The 21,178-nt window shown below is 49.1% G+C and carries 17 protein-coding genes and 1 other annotated feature (1 of these 18 cut by a window edge); of the genes, 16 read left to right on the top strand and 1 reads right to left on the bottom strand.

What is annotated here, in order from left to right; translation table 11 throughout:
• The first annotated feature begins 35 nt into the window (after positions 1–35).
• The 9 genes from mutS (at position 36) to nrdG (ending at position 10,899) form a co-directional block, all read left to right on the top strand.
• Positions 36–2,567, top strand: a complete 2,532-nt coding sequence (gene mutS, locus P402_RS0111255; protein ID WP_026828785.1) for a DNA mismatch repair protein MutS — start codon at positions 36–38, stop codon at positions 2,565–2,567.
• Between the two features lie 13 nt (positions 2,568–2,580).
• Positions 2,581–4,392 carry a DNA mismatch repair endonuclease MutL gene (gene mutL, locus P402_RS0111250; protein ID WP_026828784.1) on the top strand — a complete coding sequence of 604 codons (1,812 nt, stop codon included), beginning with the start codon at positions 2,581–2,583 and terminating at the stop codon, positions 4,390–4,392.
• A gap of 175 nt (positions 4,393–4,567) precedes the next feature.
• Complete coding sequence (locus P402_RS0111245; RefSeq protein WP_026828783.1) at positions 4,568–4,957, top strand: CidA/LrgA family protein; 390 nt, start codon at positions 4,568–4,570, stop codon at positions 4,955–4,957.
• Positions 4,950–5,630, top strand: coding sequence for an LrgB family protein (locus P402_RS0111240; protein ID WP_026828782.1), 681 nt, complete (start codon positions 4,950–4,952; stop codon positions 5,628–5,630). The genes P402_RS0111245 and P402_RS0111240 overlap by 8 nt, the downstream gene beginning before the upstream one ends.
• A gap of 42 nt (positions 5,631–5,672) precedes the next feature.
• Entirely contained in the window at positions 5,673–5,771 is a 99-nt protein-coding gene (locus P402_RS17195) for an AAA family ATPase (RefSeq protein ID WP_235188870.1), read from the top strand.
• Entirely contained in the window at positions 5,768–6,196 is a 429-nt protein-coding gene (locus tag P402_RS16510) for a zeta toxin family protein (RefSeq protein WP_235188869.1), read from the top strand. The genes P402_RS17195 and P402_RS16510 overlap by 4 nt, the downstream gene beginning before the upstream one ends.
• Positions 6,197–6,314: 118 nt before the next feature.
• The gene (locus tag P402_RS0111230) at positions 6,315–8,354 is read left to right on the top strand and encodes an ATP-binding protein (RefSeq protein ID WP_026828781.1); all 2,040 of its coding nucleotides are present in this window, start codon (positions 6,315–6,317) and stop codon (positions 8,352–8,354) included.
• A gap of 270 nt (positions 8,355–8,624) precedes the next feature.
• Positions 8,625–10,466 carry an anaerobic ribonucleoside triphosphate reductase gene (locus P402_RS0111225; RefSeq protein WP_034769930.1) on the top strand — a complete coding sequence of 614 codons (1,842 nt, stop codon included), beginning with the start codon at positions 8,625–8,627 and terminating at the stop codon, positions 10,464–10,466.
• Complete coding sequence (gene nrdG, locus P402_RS0111220) at positions 10,441–10,899, top strand: anaerobic ribonucleoside-triphosphate reductase activating protein (RefSeq protein WP_026828779.1); 459 nt, start codon at positions 10,441–10,443, stop codon at positions 10,897–10,899. The genes P402_RS0111225 and nrdG overlap by 26 nt, the downstream gene beginning before the upstream one ends.
• Positions 10,900–10,954: 55 nt before the next feature.
• Here nrdG and P402_RS0111215 read toward each other — a convergent pair whose 3' ends face one another.
• Positions 10,955–12,430 (bottom strand): DHA2 family efflux MFS transporter permease subunit, encoded by a 1,476-nt coding sequence (locus P402_RS0111215; RefSeq protein WP_026828778.1) that lies wholly within the window; start codon positions 12,428–12,430, stop codon positions 10,955–10,957.
• A 164-nt stretch (positions 12,431–12,594) separates the two neighbouring features.
• Between P402_RS0111215 and P402_RS0111210 the strand changes: the two genes are divergently transcribed.
• The 7 genes from P402_RS0111210 to P402_RS0111180 all read left to right on the top strand — a co-directional run bounded on the left by P402_RS0111210 (position 12,595) and on the right by P402_RS0111180 (position 21,052).
• Entirely contained in the window at positions 12,595–13,503 is a 909-nt protein-coding gene (locus P402_RS0111210) for a TetR/AcrR family transcriptional regulator (RefSeq protein WP_026828777.1), read from the top strand.
• Positions 13,504–13,572: 69 nt separating this feature from the next.
• Positions 13,573–15,018, top strand: a complete 1,446-nt coding sequence (locus P402_RS0111205) for a SulP family inorganic anion transporter (RefSeq protein WP_026828776.1) — start codon at positions 13,573–13,575, stop codon at positions 15,016–15,018.
• Between the two features lie 97 nt (positions 15,019–15,115).
• The gene (locus tag P402_RS0111200) at positions 15,116–15,943 is read left to right on the top strand and encodes a fumarylacetoacetate hydrolase family protein (RefSeq protein WP_026828775.1); all 828 of its coding nucleotides are present in this window, start codon (positions 15,116–15,118) and stop codon (positions 15,941–15,943) included.
• A 231-nt stretch (positions 15,944–16,174) separates the two neighbouring features.
• A complete protein-coding gene (locus P402_RS0111195) occupies positions 16,175–16,921 on the top strand; it encodes a DeoR/GlpR family DNA-binding transcription regulator (RefSeq protein ID WP_026828774.1) in 747 nt (248 codons plus the stop codon).
• Positions 16,918–17,838, top strand: coding sequence for a 1-phosphofructokinase (gene pfkB, locus P402_RS0111190; protein ID WP_026828773.1), 921 nt, complete (start codon positions 16,918–16,920; stop codon positions 17,836–17,838). Before P402_RS0111195 ends, pfkB begins: the two co-directional genes overlap by 4 nt.
• Before the next feature lie 16 nt (positions 17,839–17,854).
• Positions 17,855–19,789: a PTS fructose transporter subunit IIABC gene (locus P402_RS0111185; RefSeq protein WP_026828772.1), complete on the top strand. Its 1,935-nt coding sequence runs from the start codon at positions 17,855–17,857 to the stop codon at positions 19,787–19,789.
• Positions 19,790–19,906: 117 nt separating this feature from the next.
• Positions 19,907–21,052 carry an FUSC family protein gene (locus P402_RS0111180; protein WP_026828771.1) on the top strand — a complete coding sequence of 382 codons (1,146 nt, stop codon included), beginning with the start codon at positions 19,907–19,909 and terminating at the stop codon, positions 21,050–21,052.
• A 64-nt stretch (positions 21,053–21,116) separates the two neighbouring features.
• Positions 21,117–21,178: a binding site (T-box leader), on the top strand (it continues 142 nt past the right edge of the window).

Genomic DNA, 21,178 nt, shown 5'->3' with positions numbered 1-21,178 from the left:
TCCCGTCGGCTTTTTACGCGAATGAGGTGAAAATCATGGAAGCAGTCCACAATACGCCGATGATGAAACAATATTTTTCCATTAAGGCTGATTATCCCGATGCCTTTTTATTTTATCGTCTCGGTGATTTTTATGAGTTATTTTTTGAGGATGCCAAACAAGTGGCACATGAACTGGAATTGACATTGACGGCCAAAAACGGCAAGAATGCCGAACACCCGATCCCGATGTGCGGTGTGCCGCACCATGCGGCAAACGGCTACATCGAACAATTGATCGAACGGGGTTATAAAGTCGCTTTGTGCGATCAGGTCGAAGATCCGAAGTTGACGAAAGGACTCGTCAAACGTGAAGTCGTCCAAGTCATCACGCCGGGGACCTTGATGTCGTCGTTGACGGAAAAAGAAAACCGGTATCTCGTTGCAGTCGTCGAACAGGATGGACGATTCGGTATCGCCCGCGGCGATGTCTCGACCGGAGAAAGTGCCTTGACGAGTGTTGCGACGCTTGATGCGGTCGCGAAGGAGTTAAGCATCATCCTGCCGCGCGAAATCATCATCACGACGCGAGAACACGAAGCGGCACTCAGCCATCTGCAGATTCCGATGACGGAAAGTACACGCCGGGAAAGTCATCCGCACGGTGACCGGGCGATTGATGCGGCACAAGCAGATGCCTTTGCTGTCTTGTACGCGTATATGCACGATACGCAAAAACGGTCGCTTGCGCATTTACAACCGGCGCTGGTCTATGAAGCGGCTGATTTTATGCAACTGGAGCCGAATACCGTCAAGAATCTGGAACTGGTCCGTTCTGCTCGGACCGGCGATAAAAAAGGGTCATTGCTCGGTCTGTTAGATGTGACCGGAACAGCGATGGGCGGACGGATGCTGAAACGCTGGCTCGAAAAACCATTGCTGTCGGAACGGACGATTACAGAACGGCTCGACGCCGTCGAAGAATTGTTGGCGCATTATTTTGAGCGGCAACAGTTGAAAGATACGCTGCGGGAAGTATACGATTTGGAACGATTGGTCGCGAAAGTCGGATATGGGACAGCTTCTGCCCGTGATCTCGTCCAATTGAAATCGACGCTCCGCTTGATTCCGCGTATTCAAGCCGCGCTTGAGGAACTGTTGAGCGACCGCTTGGGACAACTGGCACTCGGGCTCGATCCACATGAGGAACTGACTAACTTGCTGGACCGTGCGTTTGTCGAGGCCCCGCCAATCTCGACGAAAGAAGGCGGGATGATCCAACCGGGCTTCGACCCGGCACTGGATGAACTACTAATGGCATCAAAAGACGGAAAGACATGGCTGGCAACACTTGAAGCGAGTGAACGTCAGGCGACCGGTATCAAGACGCTGAAAATTGGTTATAACCGGGTATTCGGGTACTATATCGAAGTCTCGCGGGCCAACGCCAAACTGTTGCCGGAAGGACGATATGAACGCAAACAGACGCTTGCGAACGCCGAGCGGTATGTCACGCCGGAACTAAAAGAGAAGGAAGCGTTGATTCTCGGGGCGGAAGAAAAAAGCATTACCCTCGAATACGAACTGTTCTGCCAAGTCCGGGATCAAGTCAAAACACAGATTGAAAGCCTGCAACGGGTCAGTCGGCGGATTGCGGAACTGGATGTCCTCGTCGCCTTGGCGGAAATCGCAGAACGTCATGACTATGTCCGACCGCTAACGATTACAGGACGGAACGTGATTATCGAAAACGGACGTCACCCGGTCATCGAGACGGTCCTGCCGCGCGGAGAATATGTCGCGAACGGCATCGCCTTACACGAGGATCGGGAAATGCTGTTGATCACGGGACCAAACATGTCCGGTAAATCGACGTACATGCGTCAATTTGCCCTGATTGCCTTGCTGCATCAGATTGGATCGTTTGTACCGGCAAGCCGGGCAGAGTTACCGGTCTTTGATCAAATCTTTACGCGGATCGGAGCCGCCGACGACTTGGTCAGTGGACAATCCACCTTCATGGTCGAGATGGTCGAGACACAAGAGGCCTTGACCCGGGCAACCGACCAATCATTGATTCTCCTCGATGAAATCGGTCGCGGTACATCGACATATGACGGAATGGCCCTCGCGCAAGCTATCGTCGAACACATCGCCGAGCATGTCGGAGCCAAAACATTGTTCTCGACGCACTATCATGAACTGACCATTCTTGAGGAGTCGATGCCGCGGCTCGCGAACGTCCATGTCCGGGCGGTCGAGCAGGATGGACGAGTCGTCTTTCTGCATGAAGTCCGTGACGGAAAAGCCGATCAATCTTACGGGATTCATGTGGCACGGTTAGCGGATCTGCCGGATTCCTTGATTGACCGGGCGGAAGTCTTGTTATCGGAGTTCGAACAAACTGAGGAGCGGGCGATTGTGTCTCCGCCGCCTGCAGTCGTTCAGGCGGAACCCGTCGATCAGCTGAGTCTCTTTGCCGAGCCAGATCCGGTGCGGGAAACGATTCAGACGCTTGATCTGATTAACATGACACCGCTTGAAGCATTAAACACGTTGTACCGTCTGCAGGCAGAAGCAAGAAAGTAAGGAGGCGTAACACATGGGAATCATTCGGGAACTATCGGATTCATTAGCGAACCGGATTGCGGCAGGTGAGGTCGTTGAACGCCCCGCCTCTGTCGTTAAAGAACTGGTCGAAAATGCACTCGATGCGGGTGCGACGCAAATCGATGTTGAACTGGAAGAAGCGGGTATGAAACGAATGACGATCCGTGACAACGGTCACGGTTTTTATCCGGAAGATGCAGAACTTGCCTTCGTCCGCCATGCGACAAGCAAAATCAAGGATGAACACGATTTGTTCCGGATCAAGACACTTGGTTTCCGGGGAGAGGCATTGGCCTCGATTGCGTCCGTCAGTAAAGTGACGCTGAAAACGAAGCGGGAAGACCAGGAAGGGGTTCAGCTGACACTTGATTACGGGACATTGACGGAGCGTTCGGCGATTGCGATGAACCGCGGAACGGAACTGACGGTCGAGCAATTATTTTTTAATACACCGGCTCGACTGAAGTACCTCAAGACGACGCATACGGAACTGGCAGCCATAACGGATATCCTGAACCGGGTCGCTTTTGCCCATCCGGACGTCAAACTGTACGCTGTCCATGAAGGAAAAGTTTTGATTCAGACGAACGGATCCGGAGACGTCCGGCAGGCACTGGCCAGCGTTTACGGACATCAGACGATTCAAGGAACACTCGTCGCGACCGGAGCGACGGCCGATTATCAGCTGACATGTCATCTCGTCAAACCGGAAGTGACACGCGCTTCGAAAAATTACATCACGCTGATTCTAAACGGACGTTCGGTCAAAAACTTCGCGCTGACGCAAGCGGTTTTAAATGGATACCATACACTATTGCCGATTGGTCGTTTTCCGATTGCTGTGATTGAAGTGACGATGGATCCCTTGTTGATAGATGTCAACGTCCATCCGGCGAAACGGGAAGTCCGCCTGTCAAAAGAAGTAGAACTGGGTCAACTGATTCAAGAAACGATCCGGTTGACGCTCAGCCGCCAGACGTTGATCCCGAAAGTCACCCCGCCGAAACCAAAAAGAGATCCGAGTGCACAGGAGAAGTTAGAGTTTTCTTACGTTGCGGAACCGGTTGAAGAGTTGTCATCACGGTCGGTCTGGAACTACCCGATCCCGAAACGAACGGAGACGGGTGATGACCGGACCGTGACACCAAACCGGGAGCCATCAATTGAGCCGCAAGCACACCTGCAACCGGAACAAGTAGACGAGCCGATCGCAACCGGTCCGAAGTTTCCGCATCTCGATGTCATCGGACAGCTTCATTCTTCGTATATCGTTTGTGCCGGAGCGGACGGCATGTATCTGATTGATCAACACGCCGCCCAGGAACGGATTAAATATGAAACGTATAAAGTCATGTTCGGCCGCCCGCTCGAACAACGGCAGCAGCTGTTGTTGCCGTACACGTTTGAGATCGCAAGCGATGATATGCGACGGATGGATGAAGTCCTGCCGTTATTGCGTGATGTCGGGATCGAATTGGAATCGTTTGGTCCACAAAGTTTCATCGTCCGTGAAGTTCCGACGTGGTTCCCGTCCCATCGCCAAGAGGAGACGATTCAGGAATTGATGGATGAAGCCTTGATGAAACGGAAGGTGGATCTCGAAAGTTACCGCGAGGACGCCGCCATCATGATGGCATGTAAAAAATCAATCAAAGCGAATCATCCTCTTAATCACGAGATGATGCGTCAATTGATTGCCGATCTTGCGAAAACCGACATGCCGTTCACATGCCCACACGGTCGACCGGTCATCATCGAATGGACGACCTATGAGCTGGAAAAACTCTTTAAGCGCGTCATGTAAAGAAGGACCAATCTGTTTTCACACAGATTGGTCTGTTTTCAGTCTGTATTGTGACAGAAAAACGGTTCTCTGCCTGTGAGAACGGTTACTTCGACAAATCTAGCTCATTTCATTGATTGTTCACAAAGTGAGGCGGATAATGAATCCCGAATACGTTAAATAAGGGGAAATCATTATGCGTTCAAAAACTTTACTGGGTGTGACCGTTATCCTGCAAATCGTTCTAATCTCTTGTTTTGCCATGATTGGCGACTGGATCAGTCTGACTTTGCATTTGCCGTTACCGGGAAACATCATTGGATTGATTTTATTGTATCTGGCATTAAAAAGCCGTCTGCTTCAAATCGACCATGTGGAGCGTGGGGGAAAGCTCCTATTGTTGGTCATGCCGCTGTTTTTTGTACCGGCGTTATCCGGCATCATGGACTATACCGATTTTATGCGTCAATCGGGTCTGCAAGTGCTTGTGATTCTTGTCATCAGCAGTTTGCTGACCTTGACCGGATCGGCGTACATCGTCGACCGTCTGGCACGCCGGAAAGAGGAGGGGACCATACATGAGTGAAGCATTGCTTTGGTTCATGCTGACGGTTCTGCTATTTGCCGGAGCCTTTTGGTTGTATCAGAAATACCCGTTTATCTGGATGTTGCCGATTTTGACAGTGACGTCTGCCGTCATTGTCATCTTAGTGCTGAGCGGGACATCACACACCGTTTATATGTCAGGCGGACAGTATTTATCAAAGATGTTGGGACCGGCGATTACGGCATTCGCGATTCCGCTTTACCATGTCCGTCATCACGTCCGTCGTTTTATTCCGGAGATTTTGCTTGGTGTCGGTATCGGAACGCTGATTGCATTAACATCGGATTTAATGCTCGGACTGCTCTTGCATCTTGAACGGACGACGAATCTGGCCTTGTTGCCGAAGTCGGTCACGCTACCTGTCGCCTTGGCGATTTCGGAACGGTCCGGCGGAACACTCGCCTTGACGGCGACATTTGTTCTTGTGACAGGGCTTGTTGGTTCAATCGTCGGTCCACGACTGATGACCGGTCTGAAGATTCGGCATTTCGTCAGTCGCGGCGTCGGTTTGGCCTCGATCGCCCATGTCATGGGGGCGACGAAATCGATGAGTCTCGATCAGCGTGAAGGGGCGGTTGGTCTGCTGACGATGGTGTTGACGGCTGTCCTGGCCAGTGTCCTTGCACCGTGGATTATTCAAATGGTATATTGAAGGAAAATACTTCCAAGGAAAAAAAGGTGGTACATCCGAACAATGATTATTTGGATTAATGGGACGTTTGGTGTCGGTAAAACGATGGCTGCCCAAGGATTACAGCAACGAATCGATCATATCTGTTTGATCCTGAATTGACCGGTCAGCTGTTACGTCAGCAACTTCCACGCGAAACGCTGGCAGATGATTTTCAAGATGAGCCGCTGTGGCGTCAGTTGAATCTGGTATTACTCGAACAATTGGACCAGCCGTCTGCGGTCATCATCGTACCAATGACGCTGACAAATCCGGATTATTTTGACGAAATCATCGGCGCCTTAAGAAGCAATGGGCATCAGGTGCAACACGTGGCGCTGATGGCAAGTCCAGCAACCATCCGGCGTCGTCTGAGAAGCCGTTTCGAACGCGCACAATCATGGGGAGGACGACAGGCGGATGAACGTTTACGTGCCTTGGCACATCCTGTTTTCTCCAACCATGTCGATACGGATGATTTGTCAAAACAGCAAATCGTTGATGTGATTGGTCTATTGTGTGACATTCAGCTGATGCCGCCTGACTAAGTGCTGGGAATAGAAGGATTGAAACCAAACGATTGAGGGAAATAAAGGTGTGATGCGGCATGCAAGTCTCGCATCAGATCTTTATTTTTTTTAGTTTTAGTAGGAGGCTTTTATGAATATGAAACAATGGATGACCGAAAAATTAGGGAGACAGTTGATGGCGATTTTTTACAGTGTCTTCGCACTGGGTGTGGTGACGTCTGTTGTCAGTTATCTGTATGTCGACAATGCAGCAGGTCAGACAAAAGAACAGGTTCTCGATCAGCTTCAGCAAACACAATGGTTTTGGTTTTTGAACTTATTGATTTTTCTTTTATGTTTATTGTTCATTGTCCGGCCGCTTGTTCATCGGTCGACAATGCAGTTACACGAATTGAATATCAAAAGTCAGCGTTTGGCGGAAGGAAAATCGATTTCGCTCGAACACGACATTCCGATTGAAAACGAAGTGGGTCAGTTAACACGATCCTTCTATCAAATGGCGCGTTCAATTTCTTCACAACATACGGAATTATCCCGTAAAAATCAACTGATGGAACAAAATCAAGAAACGCTGAAAGAAAAACAAAACGAACTAGAACGGGCACTGGAAGTGACACGTTCGAACGAACTGCATCTGCAAGACCGAAACGAATTGATTGAGACGTTGGCCTCAAAGGAAAGCTTGTTTGACTACTCCTCGGTCATCAGTACAATCGTGCGTTTGACGAAAACAGAGTTTGGCGCCTTGTTGCTCATTAAAAACAATGAAATTTCTTCGGTCGTCCCAAAAGAGATGACGGAGGAACAACAGGAAAGTCTGAAAACAGAATCGTTGCTGCTCAAACGGGTGATGATTTCAAAAGAGATGGCGAACTCGTCGAAAAAAGTGGCCAACGATACGTTGATCGGCTTTCCGTACTACATCTATGAAGGGGTCATTCCCATCATGGATCCGGCAAAAGAAGAGTTGATTGCATGTCTCTACTTGGCACGATTCGATCAAGCGTTTAATAAAAAGGAATTAAATGAACTGGAATCGTTCTCGAAACAGATTGCCATTTCTCTGATGCGGATGTCGTTATACGAGCAGATGGAGTATGAACGAAAGGAAACCGCCCAACTCCTCAATTCAGTCCGGGAAGCGATTTTATATATCAAACATGATGAAAAAGCAATTCTCGGAAACCAAGCCTTGTTTGATATCTTCGAATCTTTGCAAATTGAAGAAGACAATGATTCGATGACCTTCCTCGAAGTACGGCCTGAGACGATGTTTGAACAGGTTGACCAAAAAGAGGCGTTCGAAGCGTATTTCGAAGAAGTCTTGTCCGGTCAGATTCCGGAAGGGATGTTCTCTTTATCGATTGATCAAGGAGAATATTTCATTCAGGTTTATGCGGAAGAGATCACCCAGGGCGAACAGGCGAAAGGAACGATTCTCGTTTTCCGCGATGTCACGGCGGAGACCGAAATCGACCGGATGAAGTCGGAGCTCGTTTCCACCGTCTCACACGAACTGCGGACACCGCTCTCGTCGATTTATGGGTTTACCGAACTGATGCTTAAACGAAAGCTTGATCCCGAACGGAATAAACGCTATCTGCAGACGATTCATGATGAATCAAAACGGCTGACGGATTTGGTCAGCGATTTCTTGAACGTTCAACGAATGGAGTCCGGCAAACAGTCGTATGATAAAGAAGTGTTTGATCTGATCGATGTCTTGAGGGAACAGACACGTTTTTATCAAGCGGCGACGGAACAACATCGCTTGCAACTCGATGTGGATGAGCAACATGAATTCTTGATTAATGCGGATAAAAACAGCATGAAACAGTTGATTGGAAACTTACTGAACAATGCGATCAAATATTCACCGGATGGTGGCGATATCGTCATTTCCTTGACCCATCACCACAATCAGATTGAATTGAGTGTCCGGGATTTCGGCTTGGGGATTCCAAGCAGTGCGATGCCACACCTGTTCAGTAAATTTTACCGGGTCGATAATTCCGACAGCCGGAAAATCGGTGGAACGGGTTTAGGCCTCTCAATTTGTAAAGAAATCGTTCGGGCACATGATGGAAATATTGATGTTGAATCAATTTTAGGAGAAGGCACCGTATTTAAGGTATTGTTACCAAGTGTCTCCGATACATTGATTGAAATGGATTAATTCAAATCGGACAGGACAGGGAGTGCGGAAAGAATCATCCGCTTTTCCTGCCCTGTCTTTTTTCGTTGGAAGTGAGGTTTCTCATATCGAGAGAGGCGAGAGGAAACGTTGGATAGACCGAATTTCGTCCGATTTTCTGAAAACATTTCGTGACGAAGTGACGGTTTTGCTTGCAAATCGTTTCAGATATGCAGGGATTGCCGGTCTCGGAAAGCTCTCGCTATAGTGGGGATACAGATAGAAACCACACGACTTTAGGGAGAGATGAAGATGGACGTACAGACGTTATACGAACAAATCGTTCAACATCCGTCAACGGATGAGATGCAGGAAAATGCCAATGTCGATGGGAAATCACCACTCGGGAAGCTAAACCGTCTTGCGGGTGCCGCAGCAAAACAGATGATGCAGGACATGTTGTTGTCGACCGAAGCGAAACAGGCGCTTGCTGAAAATATCATCTATATCCACGATGCCGACTATTATGTGACCGGAACGACGACCTGTGTCCAACTGCCGCTTAGCCGGCTGTTAACGGAAGGATTTACGATGACTCACGGATCGATTCGTCCGGCACAGGATATCCGCTCGGCGTTGGCACTTGCTGCCATCATCATGCAGGCGAATCAAAACATGCAGCACGGCGGGCAGTCCTATCCGATGTTTGATTACGATCTCGCTCCGTTTGTCGAAAAAACCTTTCAGCGGCAACTGAAGAAAATCCGGGAATTGGTCCCGAAATGGTCCAACCGACGCAAGCGGGCCTATGCGATGTCAGAAACGTATGAAATGACCTATCAAGCCTGTGAAGCGTTTATTCATAACACGAATTCGATGCATTCACGTGGTGGCGGGCAAGTCCCGTTCATCTCCATCAATTACGGGACGGATACCTCAACGTTCGGCAGATTGTTGATTCGCGCACTTCTCGAAGCAACACGGGCAGGACTCGGAAAAGGGGAGACACCGATTTTTCCGATTCAGATTTTTAAGGTTAAGACAGGGGTCAATTTTCATTCGGAGGATCCGAACTATGATTTGTTTCAACTGGCGACCGAAGTGACCGGGAAACGTCTGTTTCCGAACTTTGCCTTTCTCGATGCCCCGTTCAACCAATCACCGGATGGTGAACCGGACGAAGAAGTGGCGTACATGGGCTGCCGGACACGTGTCCTTGAGAACCGGCAAGGTCGAGCGTCCGTCGTCGGGCGGGGGAATCTGTCGTTTACGAGTCTGAATCTCGTTCGCCTGGCCATGATGACGCAGAGTCTGGACCGGATGTTTGAAGCCGTCTCCACCTATACGGCAGTGATTTGCGAACAATTGCTTGAACGGTACCATTACCAGGCGAATCGGACAGCGGACGAGTTTACCTTTTTATATCGGCATATTTGGCGGGACGGACATACGCTGTCTGGATCAGACCGGGTCGAACCCGTCTTGCGGCAAGGAACGTTATCCGTCGGGTTCATTGGTTTGGCGGAAGCGTTGATCATCCTGACGGGACAACATCACGGGGAATCGGAACTCGCCCACCGGATTGGACAAGCCTTGATTCGATTGATGCGGACGGTCGTCGATCAGTACGGGAAAAAAACCGGGTTGAATTTTTCTTTACTCGCGACACCGGCAGAAGGATTATCCGGAAAATTCACGGCCGCGGATGTAGAGCAATTCGGTGTAATCGAACGTGTGACCGATAAATCGTATTATACGAACTCGTTTCATCTGCCGGTCGATACGAGTGTGACCATCCGCGAAAAAATCCGTTTGGAAGCACCGTTTCATGCGTTATGCAACGGCGGACACATCACCTATGTCGAGACGGACGGAGCACTCGCGGAAAACCCGGAAGCGATCGAAGATATCGTCCGCTTGATGGCAGAAGCCGGTATCGGGTACGGTTCAATCAATCATCCGATTGACCGGTGTCTGACGTGCCGGACGGAACAGACGATTGAATACTCCTGTCCGGTGTGTGGTGGAGAAGAGATCGAGCGGATTCGCCGAATCACCGGATACCTGGTCGGAACGATGGACCGGTGGAATCCTGCGAAACGGGCAGAAGAACGGGATCGGGTGCAGCATGCGACTACTTCACATTCTCGCTGATTCCGTCGTCGACGGTCCGGGTCTGCGAACGGTCATTTTTTTTGCCGGTTGTCCTCACCACTGTGCCGGATGTCATAATCCGGATTCCTGGGCGGTTGAAGGCGGAGAGGACTACAGCTTGCAGCATGTCGTTGAACAGATTCGACAGATTGGTTCGCACCGGGTGACGATTTCCGGCGGAGAACCGTTTTTGCAACAAGAGGCGTTATACGAGCTGATCAATGCATTGACCGGGTATGATATCTATCTGTTTACCGGTTACCGGCTCGAACAGTTGCTTGATGACGCTCTGGCCCGACGGATTCTCTCGAGAGTTGATGGTTTGATCGACGGACGGTATATCAAGACACTTCACGATTACTCCTTATCGATTCGTGGCAGTACCAATCAACGGATCTTAAATAAGAAACAGCTTCAAAGCTTTTTCGGATGAAAAAACAGGTCGTTTCTTCTCATGACAATGAGAGAGGAAACGACCTGTTTGATGATTATGCGTATTTTTTTTCACGTGCTTCTTCGATGTGAACGACGTCTTGATCGACTTTCCGTTTTTTAATGAAGAAGGATAAACCTAGAGCGAGTAATGCGAGCAAAGTAGCGATGAAGAACGTATCGTTGATGCCTTCGACCATCGATTGCGTGATGATCGTTTGCGGATTGGTCGTTGGCGTAGCGCTTGCAGCCAATTCTTTTGCATACCCGGCGGTCCGTGTTGTCATGACGGTGACGAGCAGTCCTGAACCAATTGCACCGGAGACTTGCGACAACGTGTTATTGAGCGCTGTCCCGTGCGGTGTCAAGTGTTGCGGGATATGGTTCAACCCGTTTGTCATGACCGGCATCATGACCATTGAAATCCCGAGGAATCGTAACGTGTACATGATGACGAGGAACGAATACGCCGTATCCGCTGTCAGACGGCTGAAGAAGAAGGTCGTCAGAACCGTCAAGGACAGACCAATTATCGCAAGAACCCGGGCACCGAACCGGTCAAACAGACGACCGGTGATTGGTGACATGAAGGCCATGACGAGTGCACCCGGCAACATCAACAGTCCGGAGTGGAACGGTGAGATACCGCGAATCGTCTGGACGTAAATCGGCATCAGGATCATCGCCGAGAACATCGACATGTTTAAAACCATTGAAATGGCTTGCGATAAAGCGAACATCGGATATTTAAAGATTCGGAACTCAAGCATCGGTTCATCGAGCCGGAATTGGCGTATAATGAACGAGGCGAGACTGATGACACCAATGGCAAGGGCGCCGATCACTGTCCACGATCCCCAACCGGCCGAACCGGCTGAACTGAAACCGTACAGTAATCCACCGAACCCAAAGCTCGATAAGACAAGTGAAAGTTTTTCGAGACGCAGTGTACTCGTGACGACTTCTTTCTTTAATAAGAAGAATCCGATGACGAGGACAAGCAGGGAAATCGGTGTGACGATATGGAACAGCATCCGCCATTCGTAATGTTCCAGCACCCAACCGGATAATGTCGGACCGATTGCGGGTGCGAACGTGATGACAAGACCGAAAATCCCCATGGCTTGTCCGCGTTTTTCGATTGGGAAGCCGTTTAACAATACGTTCATTAACAGCGGCATCATGATGGCAGAACCGGACGCCTGTAACATCCGCGAGCCGAGCAGGACCGGAAACAGATCGGCTTGACCGGCGACGATGGTACCGATTGAGAATAAGCCCATCGCCGTCAAGAACAACTGGCGAGTCGAAAATTTTTGAACGAGAAAAGCCGACGTCGGAATCATGATTCCGTTGACCAGCATGTAGCCGGTTGTCAGCCATTGCGCCGTACTGGCTTCAATGTTGAATGATTTCATGATGGATGGTAAAGCGATATTTAACAGCGTCGAGTTCAGGACGGCGACGAAGGCGCCGGCCATCAAGACCGCTAAGATTAAATAAAGACGAGATGATTGCTTCGTTGATTGCATTTCGTTATGCTCCTTTTGTACAGTAAGTCTATTTTGTTATACACTGATTCTACGACTTAGCTATCTTACCGTCTGAAGCAAAACATTACAAATTATTTGCTTTATACACTAAAGTAAATGAGTGGTTTTTGAAAAACAGATCATTTAAAGAAAAGGATAATGTTATGAACCCGAAAAAGAAACAGCTCCTTGATGCTGCCTACCAACTATTCGTTGAAAAAGGATATCAGTCAACCTCGATCCAGGACATTTTAGACCAAAGTGTCGTCTCCAAAGGAACGTTCTATAATTATTTTTCGTCGAAAAACGAACTGTTCATTGATGTGTTCAACACGGTCTTCGAAAAGATGCGTAACGCCCGAAAAGAAATCCTGGTCGGACGCGACGTCTCGGATTACGAGACATTCATTCAGCAGGGGAACTGCTACCTCGAACTAATGCAGAAGTACAAACTGTATACGTTGTTTGAAGAAGCGATTGCTTCTAATGAAAAAGAATTAAAAGCGTTCATGGAAAATAACCGGCTGCTCGAGATCGAATGGACATATAATCGATTGCGCGATTTATTCGGAGAAGCGAAAACACCGTATCTGCTCGATTTAGCCGTCATTTATACGGGAATGTTGCAATATGCGATGTACTTCTTCCGGCAATCGGAACGGAACACGCAACCGGAGCGGGTCGTCCGTTATGTCTTCAACCGGTTGACGCATCTCGTCGAAGATGTCAGCCGGACGGAAGAACAATTGATTCCGCCGCGCTTCTTGTCGGTCTGGCTCGACCGTCCGCAAGATGAGGTCGTCATCCGGAAAGATTTATTCGAGAAGACGAATGCTCATATGAAACGGCTGATCACACTGTCCGCCATTTCGGAGGAATCAAAGGAAGCTCACGATGAAGTGCTCGATTTCATCTATGAAGAATTACTGGAACGGAAAAAACCGAAAATCCATCTGCTGAAGCGGGCACTCGAGACGTTGCAGGAGGATCCGATCTTCACCGGTCAGGAAATCATGGTCCGTTATCAGGACATGGTCGATGAAATCGTCCGAATCCGGACACTGTTACAATAAAGGCTTGTCGTTTCAGGTGAAACGTCCTATTTTAAAAAAATGTTCGAACATAAAGAAATGAGGAATTAGATGTTTTCACAATGGAGAAAAGAATGGGTCCTGCAACCGAAAGCGGACCTGTTATCCGGAATCGTTGTTGCCTTGGCACTGGTTCCGGAAGCAATCGCGTTTTCCTTGATTGCCGGAGTCAACCCGATGGTCGGCTTATATGCGTCCGTCATCATTGCCATCGTCATCTCGATTGCTGGCGGCCGTCCGGGGATGATTTCAGCCGCAACCGGGGCGATGGCGCTCGTTGTCGTACAGCTCGTCAAAGATCATGGTGTGGATTACTTACTGGCAGCGGGTATTCTCGCCGGGATTTTCCAGATTATTTTGGGCGTCGCCGGTGTCGCAAAATTATTACGTTTTATTCCACGAGCCGTCATGGTCGGATTCGTCAATGCCTTGGCAATTTTGATTTTTTCGGCACAATTGCCGCAGTTTGAAGGGCAGAACTGGATCATGTATGCGATGGTCGTGGCATCTCTTGCCATTATCCTGATTTTCCCGCGGTTTACGAAAGTGATTCCGGCACCACTCGTCGCGATTACGATCATGACGGTCTTAACGGTTGCCTTTTCGCTGGATACACGGATCATCGGCGACATGGGACAAATTTCAGCTTCACTTCCAAGTTTCTTCTTGCCAAACGTTCCGTTTTCGCTTGAGACGCTGCAAATCATTTTCCCGTATGCTTTATCACTCGCATTTGTCGGATTGATTGAATCGTTGTTGACGGCACGGATTGTCGATGAGATGACCGGTACGACGTCGGATAAAGCAACCGAATCCCGCGGACAAGGAATCGCCAATATCGTGGCTGGATTCTTTGGCGGAATGCCGGGCTGTGCGATGATTGGTCAATCGGTCATCAATGTTACATCAGGTGGACGCGGTCGACTGTCGACATTTACGGCAGGAGCTTTTCTGATGCTGTTGATGGTGACGATGAACGATTTACTGATGACGATTCCGATGGGGGCACTCGTCGGTGTCATGTTCTTTGTTTCGTATGCGACATTTGACTGGGGATCATTCAAAATGCTGAAAGATTCTCCGAAAAGTGATTCCGCTGTCATGTTGGCCACGGTTCTTGTGACGGTCTTGACGCATGATTTGTCGATGGGCGTACTGGTCGGGATTTTACTCGCCGCGATTCTGTTCGCGTCGAAAATTTCGCGAATTGCTGTCAAACGTCAGGTCGAAGGGACAAACGTCGTCTACCGGATCAACGGTCCAATCTTCTTTGCGTCGACGACAGCGTTCGTCGAACAATTCGATTTGCCGGCAGATAGCGACTTCGAACGGATTACGCTTGATTTCACACAAGCGCATCTGTTTGATGATTCGGCGACGGAAGCGATTGAAACCGTCGTCTTGAAATATCAGGCAGCAGGTGTGTCAGTCGACTTGGTTTCCTTAAATGAAGAATCACAGGCACTTGTCGACCGGTTAGCCCGTCGCATCGCTTGAAGAAGAACCGTCCGAGATATATTTCGGACGGTTCTTTTTTGCGAAAGCAGACGGCCGGAGAGACTTTTCGGTATACTGGAAAAAAGGGGGAATAGTCATGAAATGGTTTCGGTTTGAGCAAGAAGGAGAGTCACGGATTGGGGTCGAGGAAGCAGGTTACCGGTATGACGTGACGGCGCAGGTTTATACGGATTCGTTGCTTGAAGTCATCGCACGGGGATTCGAGATGGATCTTGATTTGGATGTCGCACCACGGCTGAACGACGACATCCGGTTACTGGCACCCTACATACCGCCGCGTAATGTGATCTGTGTCGGGAAGAACTATGCCGATCACATCAAGGAGATGGATACGGCAGGGGCTGGAAAGTTCGTTTTGTTCACGAAAGCGCCGAGTTCAATCGTCGGTCCGTTTGAAGCAATCGAGCGGCATGCGGATTTAACCGAGCAACTTGATTATGAAGGCGAGCTTGCAATCATCATCGGGACATCCGGTCGTGACTTGACGCCGGAAAATGCGCTGGATCACGTCTTCGGTTACAGTATCGTCAATGATGTGACGGCACGTGACTTGCAAAAAGAGCATGTCCAGTTCTTCCGCGGTAAATCACTTGATGGTTTTTGTCCGTTCGGTCCAGTCATCGTAACGGAAGACAGCTTTGATCCGGCAGATGTACTGGTTGAGACCCGCGTCAATGGTCAACTGCGGCAATCGGGTTCGACGAAGCTGATGTTACGGGATGTCGTGACGATTTTAACGGAAGTCTCCCACGGAATGACACTTGAAGCAGGGGATATCATCGCAACAGGCACACCGGCCGGCGTCGGGCACGGTATGAAGCCGCCGACATATCTTCAGGACGGAGATGTCGTGGATGTTTCGATTGAAGGAATCGGTCATCTGCAAAATCACGTTAAAGCATAAAATTCAATATCAGATGACTGTATTGTTTAAAACCGCTCAGAGAATGAGCGGTTTTTTTGTGGAAACGGTCATGATATGACTGATTTTGATGTATAATAGATGTATAACAGGATGTTATTGTCGAATAAAGTCGTATTTTGAAGGTTTTTTAACGAAAAACATAAAAAAATGAATGATTTTGATTGATTTTTTAATGTAAACGCTTTATATTAAGGATGTGGAGGGAAACTCATGTTAACGAAAAAACGCCATCAACTGATTCTCGAGCTGCTCGCTCGGGAAGAAGTCGTCAAAATGCAAACCATTGTGGATCAGACGGGAGCCAGTGAATCAACGATTCGCCGGGACTTATCACAACTTGAATCAGCCGGTCATTTACGGCGGGTTCACGGCGGGGCGACAGCCAACCATATGCAGATTGATGAACCGAGTTATTTCGAGAAAAGTGACCGTTTCGTCGAAGAGAAGGACCGGATCGCGAAAGCTGCGGCCGATTTGATCGAAGACGGGATGTATGTGTATCTCGATGCAGGAACGACGACACTAGCCATCGTTCCTTACCTCGAACAAAAGGCGATTACAGTCGTGACGAACAGTCTTCCTCTAGCGAATACGTTACTCTATCACCGTATCCCGACGTTCGTCGTCGGAGGGCAACTCAAGCATTCGACCCAGGCACTCGTTGGGTATAATGCACGTGAAGGAATGTTGATTTACCATTTTGATGTCGCTTTCCTTGGGATGAACGGTGTTCATCCGAATCAAGGTTTTACGACACCAGATCCGGAAGAGGCACTCGTTAAGAAGACCGCGATTGAGTTAGCGAAAAAGTCTTATGTGTTAGTTGATGAGACGAAATTAGATGAAATCAGTTTTAGCCGGGTCGCGTCACTACGTGCGGCAACGATCATTACGATGACATCAAGCGAACAAGAAGCGAAATACAGTCAATATACAGAGGTGGTGAACGCGAAATGATTTATACACTAACACTCAACCCATCGATCGACTATTACGTCACGTTGCCCGTATTTGAGGCCGGACAAGTCAATCGTGTGGAACAAGCGGAAAAAGTAGCAGGCGGGAAAGGAATCAATGTCTCGTTAGTCTTAAGAAATTACGACGTCGAGACGGAAGCTCTTGGATTTTTAGGTGGCAGTACGGGGCAATTTATTCGTGACGAACTGGAAAAGCAAGGCGTCTTGACAGCCTTCACACCGATTGCCGACGAAACGCGGATCAACGTTAAGATCCGTGCCGATCAGGAATCAGAACTCAACGCAGCAGGTCCTAAAATCAAGGATGAAGAGTTACAGGCACTACTGGCAGCGTTCGAAACGATGCAGACAGGTGACATCGTCGTCTTCGCCGGCAGCATTCCAAGCAGTCTGCCACAAGATTTGTACCGGAAGATTGCGCAAGTCCTGACGAAACGGGGCGTTAAGTTCGCCGTCGATACGACGAAAGAAGCAATGCTTGAAGTGTTGCCGCTCGGTCCGTTCATGATTAAGCCGAACCACCACGAACTGGGCGAAATCTTTGATGTCGACATCACTTCAAAAGAAATAGCTGTCCCGTACGCCCAACAACTCGTTGAGCGCGGCGCGGAAAATGTCATCATCTCCTTCGCAGGGGACGGAGCCTTACTCGTCAATAAGCAGGGTGCCTTCACGGCGAACACACCAGCCGGTAAACTGATCAACTCAGTCGGTGCCGGAGATTCACTTGTCGCAGGATTCGTCGCCAGTTACGCCCTCGGGCGACCGCCGGAAGAAGCATTCCGTTACGCGGTCACGACAGGCAGTGCTTCCGCTTACTCGTTTGGTTTATGTACAAAAGAAGATATTGACCGTTTATTGACCGATGTCCAAGTCGTTGAACTCATTCAATCCTAAAAGGAGTGACAAACTCATGAAAATTACAGACCTGTTAACACGTGATACGATCCAACTCGATTTACGTTCGTCGAACAAAGCAGCCGTCATCGATGAATTGGTGGATGTACTCGATCGTGCCGGAAAATTAAATGACCGCTCGGCTTACCGCGAAGCCATCTTGGCGCGGGAAGCGCAAAGTACGACTGGACTCGGCGAAGGAATTGCGATTCCGCACGCGAAGACGGCAGCCGTCAAATCACCGGCTATCGCCTTCGGACGTTCGACAGGCATCGATTACGAAGCACTCGATGGACAACCAAGCCGTTTGTTCTTCATGATTGCAGCCGGCGAAAATGCCGATAACGCCCACCTTGAAACGTTATCCAAACTGTCGGTGTATCTGATGGACATGAAGTTCCGCGATACGATTCTCTCGGCCCGTTCGGAAGATGAAGTGATTGCTGCCATCGAAGCGAAAGAACGGGAAGAAGAAGGTCCAGTCGATGTCTCGTCTTCAAACGTCGCACAGGACGCCCCATACATTCTTGCCGTCACAGCTTGTCCGACCGGCATCGCCCACACGTATATGGCGGCAGATGCACTCCGTCAAAAAGCGGAAGAAATGGGTGTACGGATCAAAGTTGAGACAAACGGTTCGACCGGCGTCAAAAACGGTCTGACAAGTCAAGACATTCAAGAAGCGACAGCGATCATCGTCGCTGCGGATAAAGCTGTCGAAATGGACCGCTTCAACGGGAAACACGTTGTTGAAGTTCCGGTCGCTCAAGGAATCCGTAAACCAAAAGAATTGATTGACCGTGCCGTCAAACAGGATGCACCGGTTTATAAAGGTAGTGGATCAAGCGACAGCTCAAAACCAGCACGTGGTGGTTTCTATAAACACTTGATGAGCGGGGTTTCCGCGATGTTACCACTCGTCGTTGCCGGTGGACTCTTAATCGCAATTAGCTTTTTCTGGGGCATTAACTCAGCGAATCCTGAAGATCCTTCATACAACGAATTTGCCGCTCAATTGATGTCGATTGGTAAAGCAGCCTTTGGTCTCTTGATTCCGATTCTTGCCGGATTCATCGCGATGTCGATCGCCGATAAACCAGGTCTCGCACCAGGTTTGATTGCCGGTTTCCTCGCAAGTCAAGGAAATGCCGGATTCCTCGGTGGACTGATCGCCGGTTTCCTTGCCGGTTACGTTGTTCTCTTACTCGTCAAAGTCTTGCAAGGTCTTCCGAAAGCTCTTGAAGGTATCAAGCCGGTCTTGCTTTACCCGCTGTTCGGTTCATTCATCACAGGTATGATCATGTTGCTTGTCATCAACGAACCAATCGCTGCTTTCATGACATGGTTAACAGATTCACTTAACGGTCTCAGTGGCGGTAACGCCATCCTGCTCGGTATGCTCGTCGCAGCGATGATGGCAATCGATATGGGTGGTCCAATCAACAAAACAGCTTACGTCTTCGGAACAGCTGCTTTAACAGCAGGAAACACGGAAGTCATGGCAGCCGTCATGGCTGGTGGTATGGTTCCACCGCTTCTCGTAGCATTCTCGTCTACGTTGTTCGCACGTAAGAAATTTACACCACAAGAACGCGAAGCCGGTATCGCCGCTTACGCAATGGGCGCGTCATTCGTCACAGAAGGTGCGATTCCATTTGCAGCAGCAGATCCACTTCGTGTCATCCCGTCAAGCGTCATCGGTTCAGCAATCGCCGGTGCGTTGACAATCGTCTTCGGTGTGTTGCTTCCGGCACCACACGGCGGTGTGTTCGTCTTCCCATTACTTGACGGACCATCAGGCACATTAATGGCAGTACTCAGCTACGCAGGTGCGATTTTAATCGGATCACTCGTCGGAGCCGCGATCCTCTCGATCTTGAAAAAACCGCTCGTCGATCAAGAAGTCGCGAAAAAAGAAATGACTTCTGGTACAGGAACAAAAGCTTCGTAAGCATAAAAGATTCGATAAAATCACTCCAAGAAGTCTTGGAGTGATTTTTTAATTGCGTTTTTCGGGTATTAGAGCAAGAATAGGGGGCGTATCCCCACTATAAAAGGAGGTTTGTATATGGGCGGTCAGTCTTTACAAATCGGACCACGTACCATCAAGACCGGACTTGCGGTCATTTTGGCGCTGATTATCAGTAACCTGTTTAATCTAAGCCCAATCCTACCTGCGATTTCAGCAGCTACAACGTTATTACCGTCCGTGTATCAGACATGGAAACAATTCCTCGAGGAAGCAGAAGCTAACCTGATCGGAGCCTTCCTGACGCTTGTCTCGTTATGGATTCTAGGTGACAACCCGGCTAATCCACTGGCAATCGGAATCGTCATCATGGCCGCCATCTCGATTTTGCTGGCATTTGGTTTCGGCCGGACGATTCCCCATGTCGTGTTGATGATTATCGTCATCCTGGAAAGTGTCGAAGGGGCGACGGATCCATTGTGGCAAATCGTCCTGATCCGTTACTTACTCGTCATGCTCGGGATTGGTTGTGCCCTCGGCGTCAATGCGCTGATTTTCCCGCCGCGTTACGGGAACGTCTATTATCAGAAAGCATCGAAACTGTTCGAGAAGCTGCTCGTCGTGACCCGGGCAATTGCCTTTGAAGGGAAAGTCACACCTTACCGGTCAGCCATCGACAAAATGAGCCGTTCGATGCTCGAAACGAAGACGTTGTTTAATCTGCACCGGGAAGAAATTCGCGGATCCCGGCAACGGCATGTCTCGTTACTGCGTAACCTGATTATTCTGCAACATATGCAGTCGTGTTTAGAACGGGGTGTCGCGACTGCAGAACGTTTCCGGGAGCGGGAAAAGGCACTGAATTCGATTGCTGATGATTTGCGGAGTGAGCTGTTCTATCATCTGATGCACATTGCCCAGCGTCAGGAAAAGGTCTTGCTGACGTATGATCTGTTACTGACGGAAGAACCGCTCGCGATGGAAGATCTCGTCAAAGAAAACATTGCCTTCGTCAAACACTCGTTCCTTGACCGGGATGAACTGGAAGAAGAAATCATCATGGAAATCCTGCCGATCGTCGTCGCGATGAACGAGTGGATTCAGGAACTGGAATTGTTTGAAAAACGGCTGAACGGGGCGCTTCGCCGCCATGTAACGTCGCTGTCGATTGAACAAAAATCAGTCCGTGATAAAACATTTAACCGCTTTAAACGAAAAAAAGCGATTGACGAAAGTCAGAAGTAAGCGTATAGTCCTTCTTAACAGCACTTTAGTTGCTAACAGCATAACAGCATAACAGAACAAAAGAAGTTGGACGAAGACGAAACCGAAGTAGAAACAATCTCCCTGTTTCAGAGAGCACGTGGCGCT

Origin of the sequence: Exiguobacterium sibiricum 7-3, from assembly GCF_000620865.1 — a bacterium.
GTDB lineage: Bacteria > Bacillota > Bacilli > Exiguobacteriales > Exiguobacteriaceae > Exiguobacterium_A > Exiguobacterium_A sibiricum_A.
This window is presented reverse-complemented; position numbering and strand designations above follow the sequence as displayed.

What these genes read in the sequence shown, in the direction of transcription:
- mutS (WP_026828785.1), top strand. Translation starts at nt 36, where the DNA reads ATGGAAGCAGTCCACAATACGCCGATGATGAAACAATATTTTTCCATT.
- mutL (WP_026828784.1), top strand. Translation starts at nt 2,581, where the DNA reads ATGGGAATCATTCGGGAACTATCGGATTCATTAGCGAACCGGATTGCG.
- P402_RS0111245 (WP_026828783.1), top strand. Translation starts at nt 4,568, where the DNA reads ATGCGTTCAAAAACTTTACTGGGTGTGACCGTTATCCTGCAAATCGTT.
- P402_RS0111240 (WP_026828782.1), top strand. Translation starts at nt 4,950, where the DNA reads ATGAGTGAAGCATTGCTTTGGTTCATGCTGACGGTTCTGCTATTTGCC.
- P402_RS17195 (WP_235188870.1), top strand. Translation starts at nt 5,673, where the DNA reads ATGATTATTTGGATTAATGGGACGTTTGGTGTCGGTAAAACGATGGCT.
- P402_RS0111230 (WP_026828781.1), top strand. Translation starts at nt 6,315, where the DNA reads ATGAAACAATGGATGACCGAAAAATTAGGGAGACAGTTGATGGCGATT.
- P402_RS0111225 (WP_034769930.1), top strand. Translation starts at nt 8,625, where the DNA reads ATGGACGTACAGACGTTATACGAACAAATCGTTCAACATCCGTCAACG.
- nrdG (WP_026828779.1), top strand. Translation starts at nt 10,441, where the DNA reads ATGCGACTACTTCACATTCTCGCTGATTCCGTCGTCGACGGTCCGGGT.
- P402_RS0111215 (WP_026828778.1), bottom strand. Translation starts at nt 12,430, where the DNA reads ATGCAATCAACGAAGCAATCATCTCGTCTTTATTTAATCTTAGCGGTC.
- P402_RS0111210 (WP_026828777.1), top strand. Translation starts at nt 12,595, where the DNA reads ATGAACCCGAAAAAGAAACAGCTCCTTGATGCTGCCTACCAACTATTC.
- P402_RS0111205 (WP_026828776.1), top strand. Translation starts at nt 13,573, where the DNA reads ATGTTTTCACAATGGAGAAAAGAATGGGTCCTGCAACCGAAAGCGGAC.
- P402_RS0111200 (WP_026828775.1), top strand. Translation starts at nt 15,116, where the DNA reads ATGAAATGGTTTCGGTTTGAGCAAGAAGGAGAGTCACGGATTGGGGTC.
- P402_RS0111195 (WP_026828774.1), top strand. Translation starts at nt 16,175, where the DNA reads ATGTTAACGAAAAAACGCCATCAACTGATTCTCGAGCTGCTCGCTCGG.
- pfkB (WP_026828773.1), top strand. Translation starts at nt 16,918, where the DNA reads ATGATTTATACACTAACACTCAACCCATCGATCGACTATTACGTCACG.
- P402_RS0111185 (WP_026828772.1), top strand. Translation starts at nt 17,855, where the DNA reads ATGAAAATTACAGACCTGTTAACACGTGATACGATCCAACTCGATTTA.
- P402_RS0111180 (WP_026828771.1), top strand. Translation starts at nt 19,907, where the DNA reads ATGGGCGGTCAGTCTTTACAAATCGGACCACGTACCATCAAGACCGGA.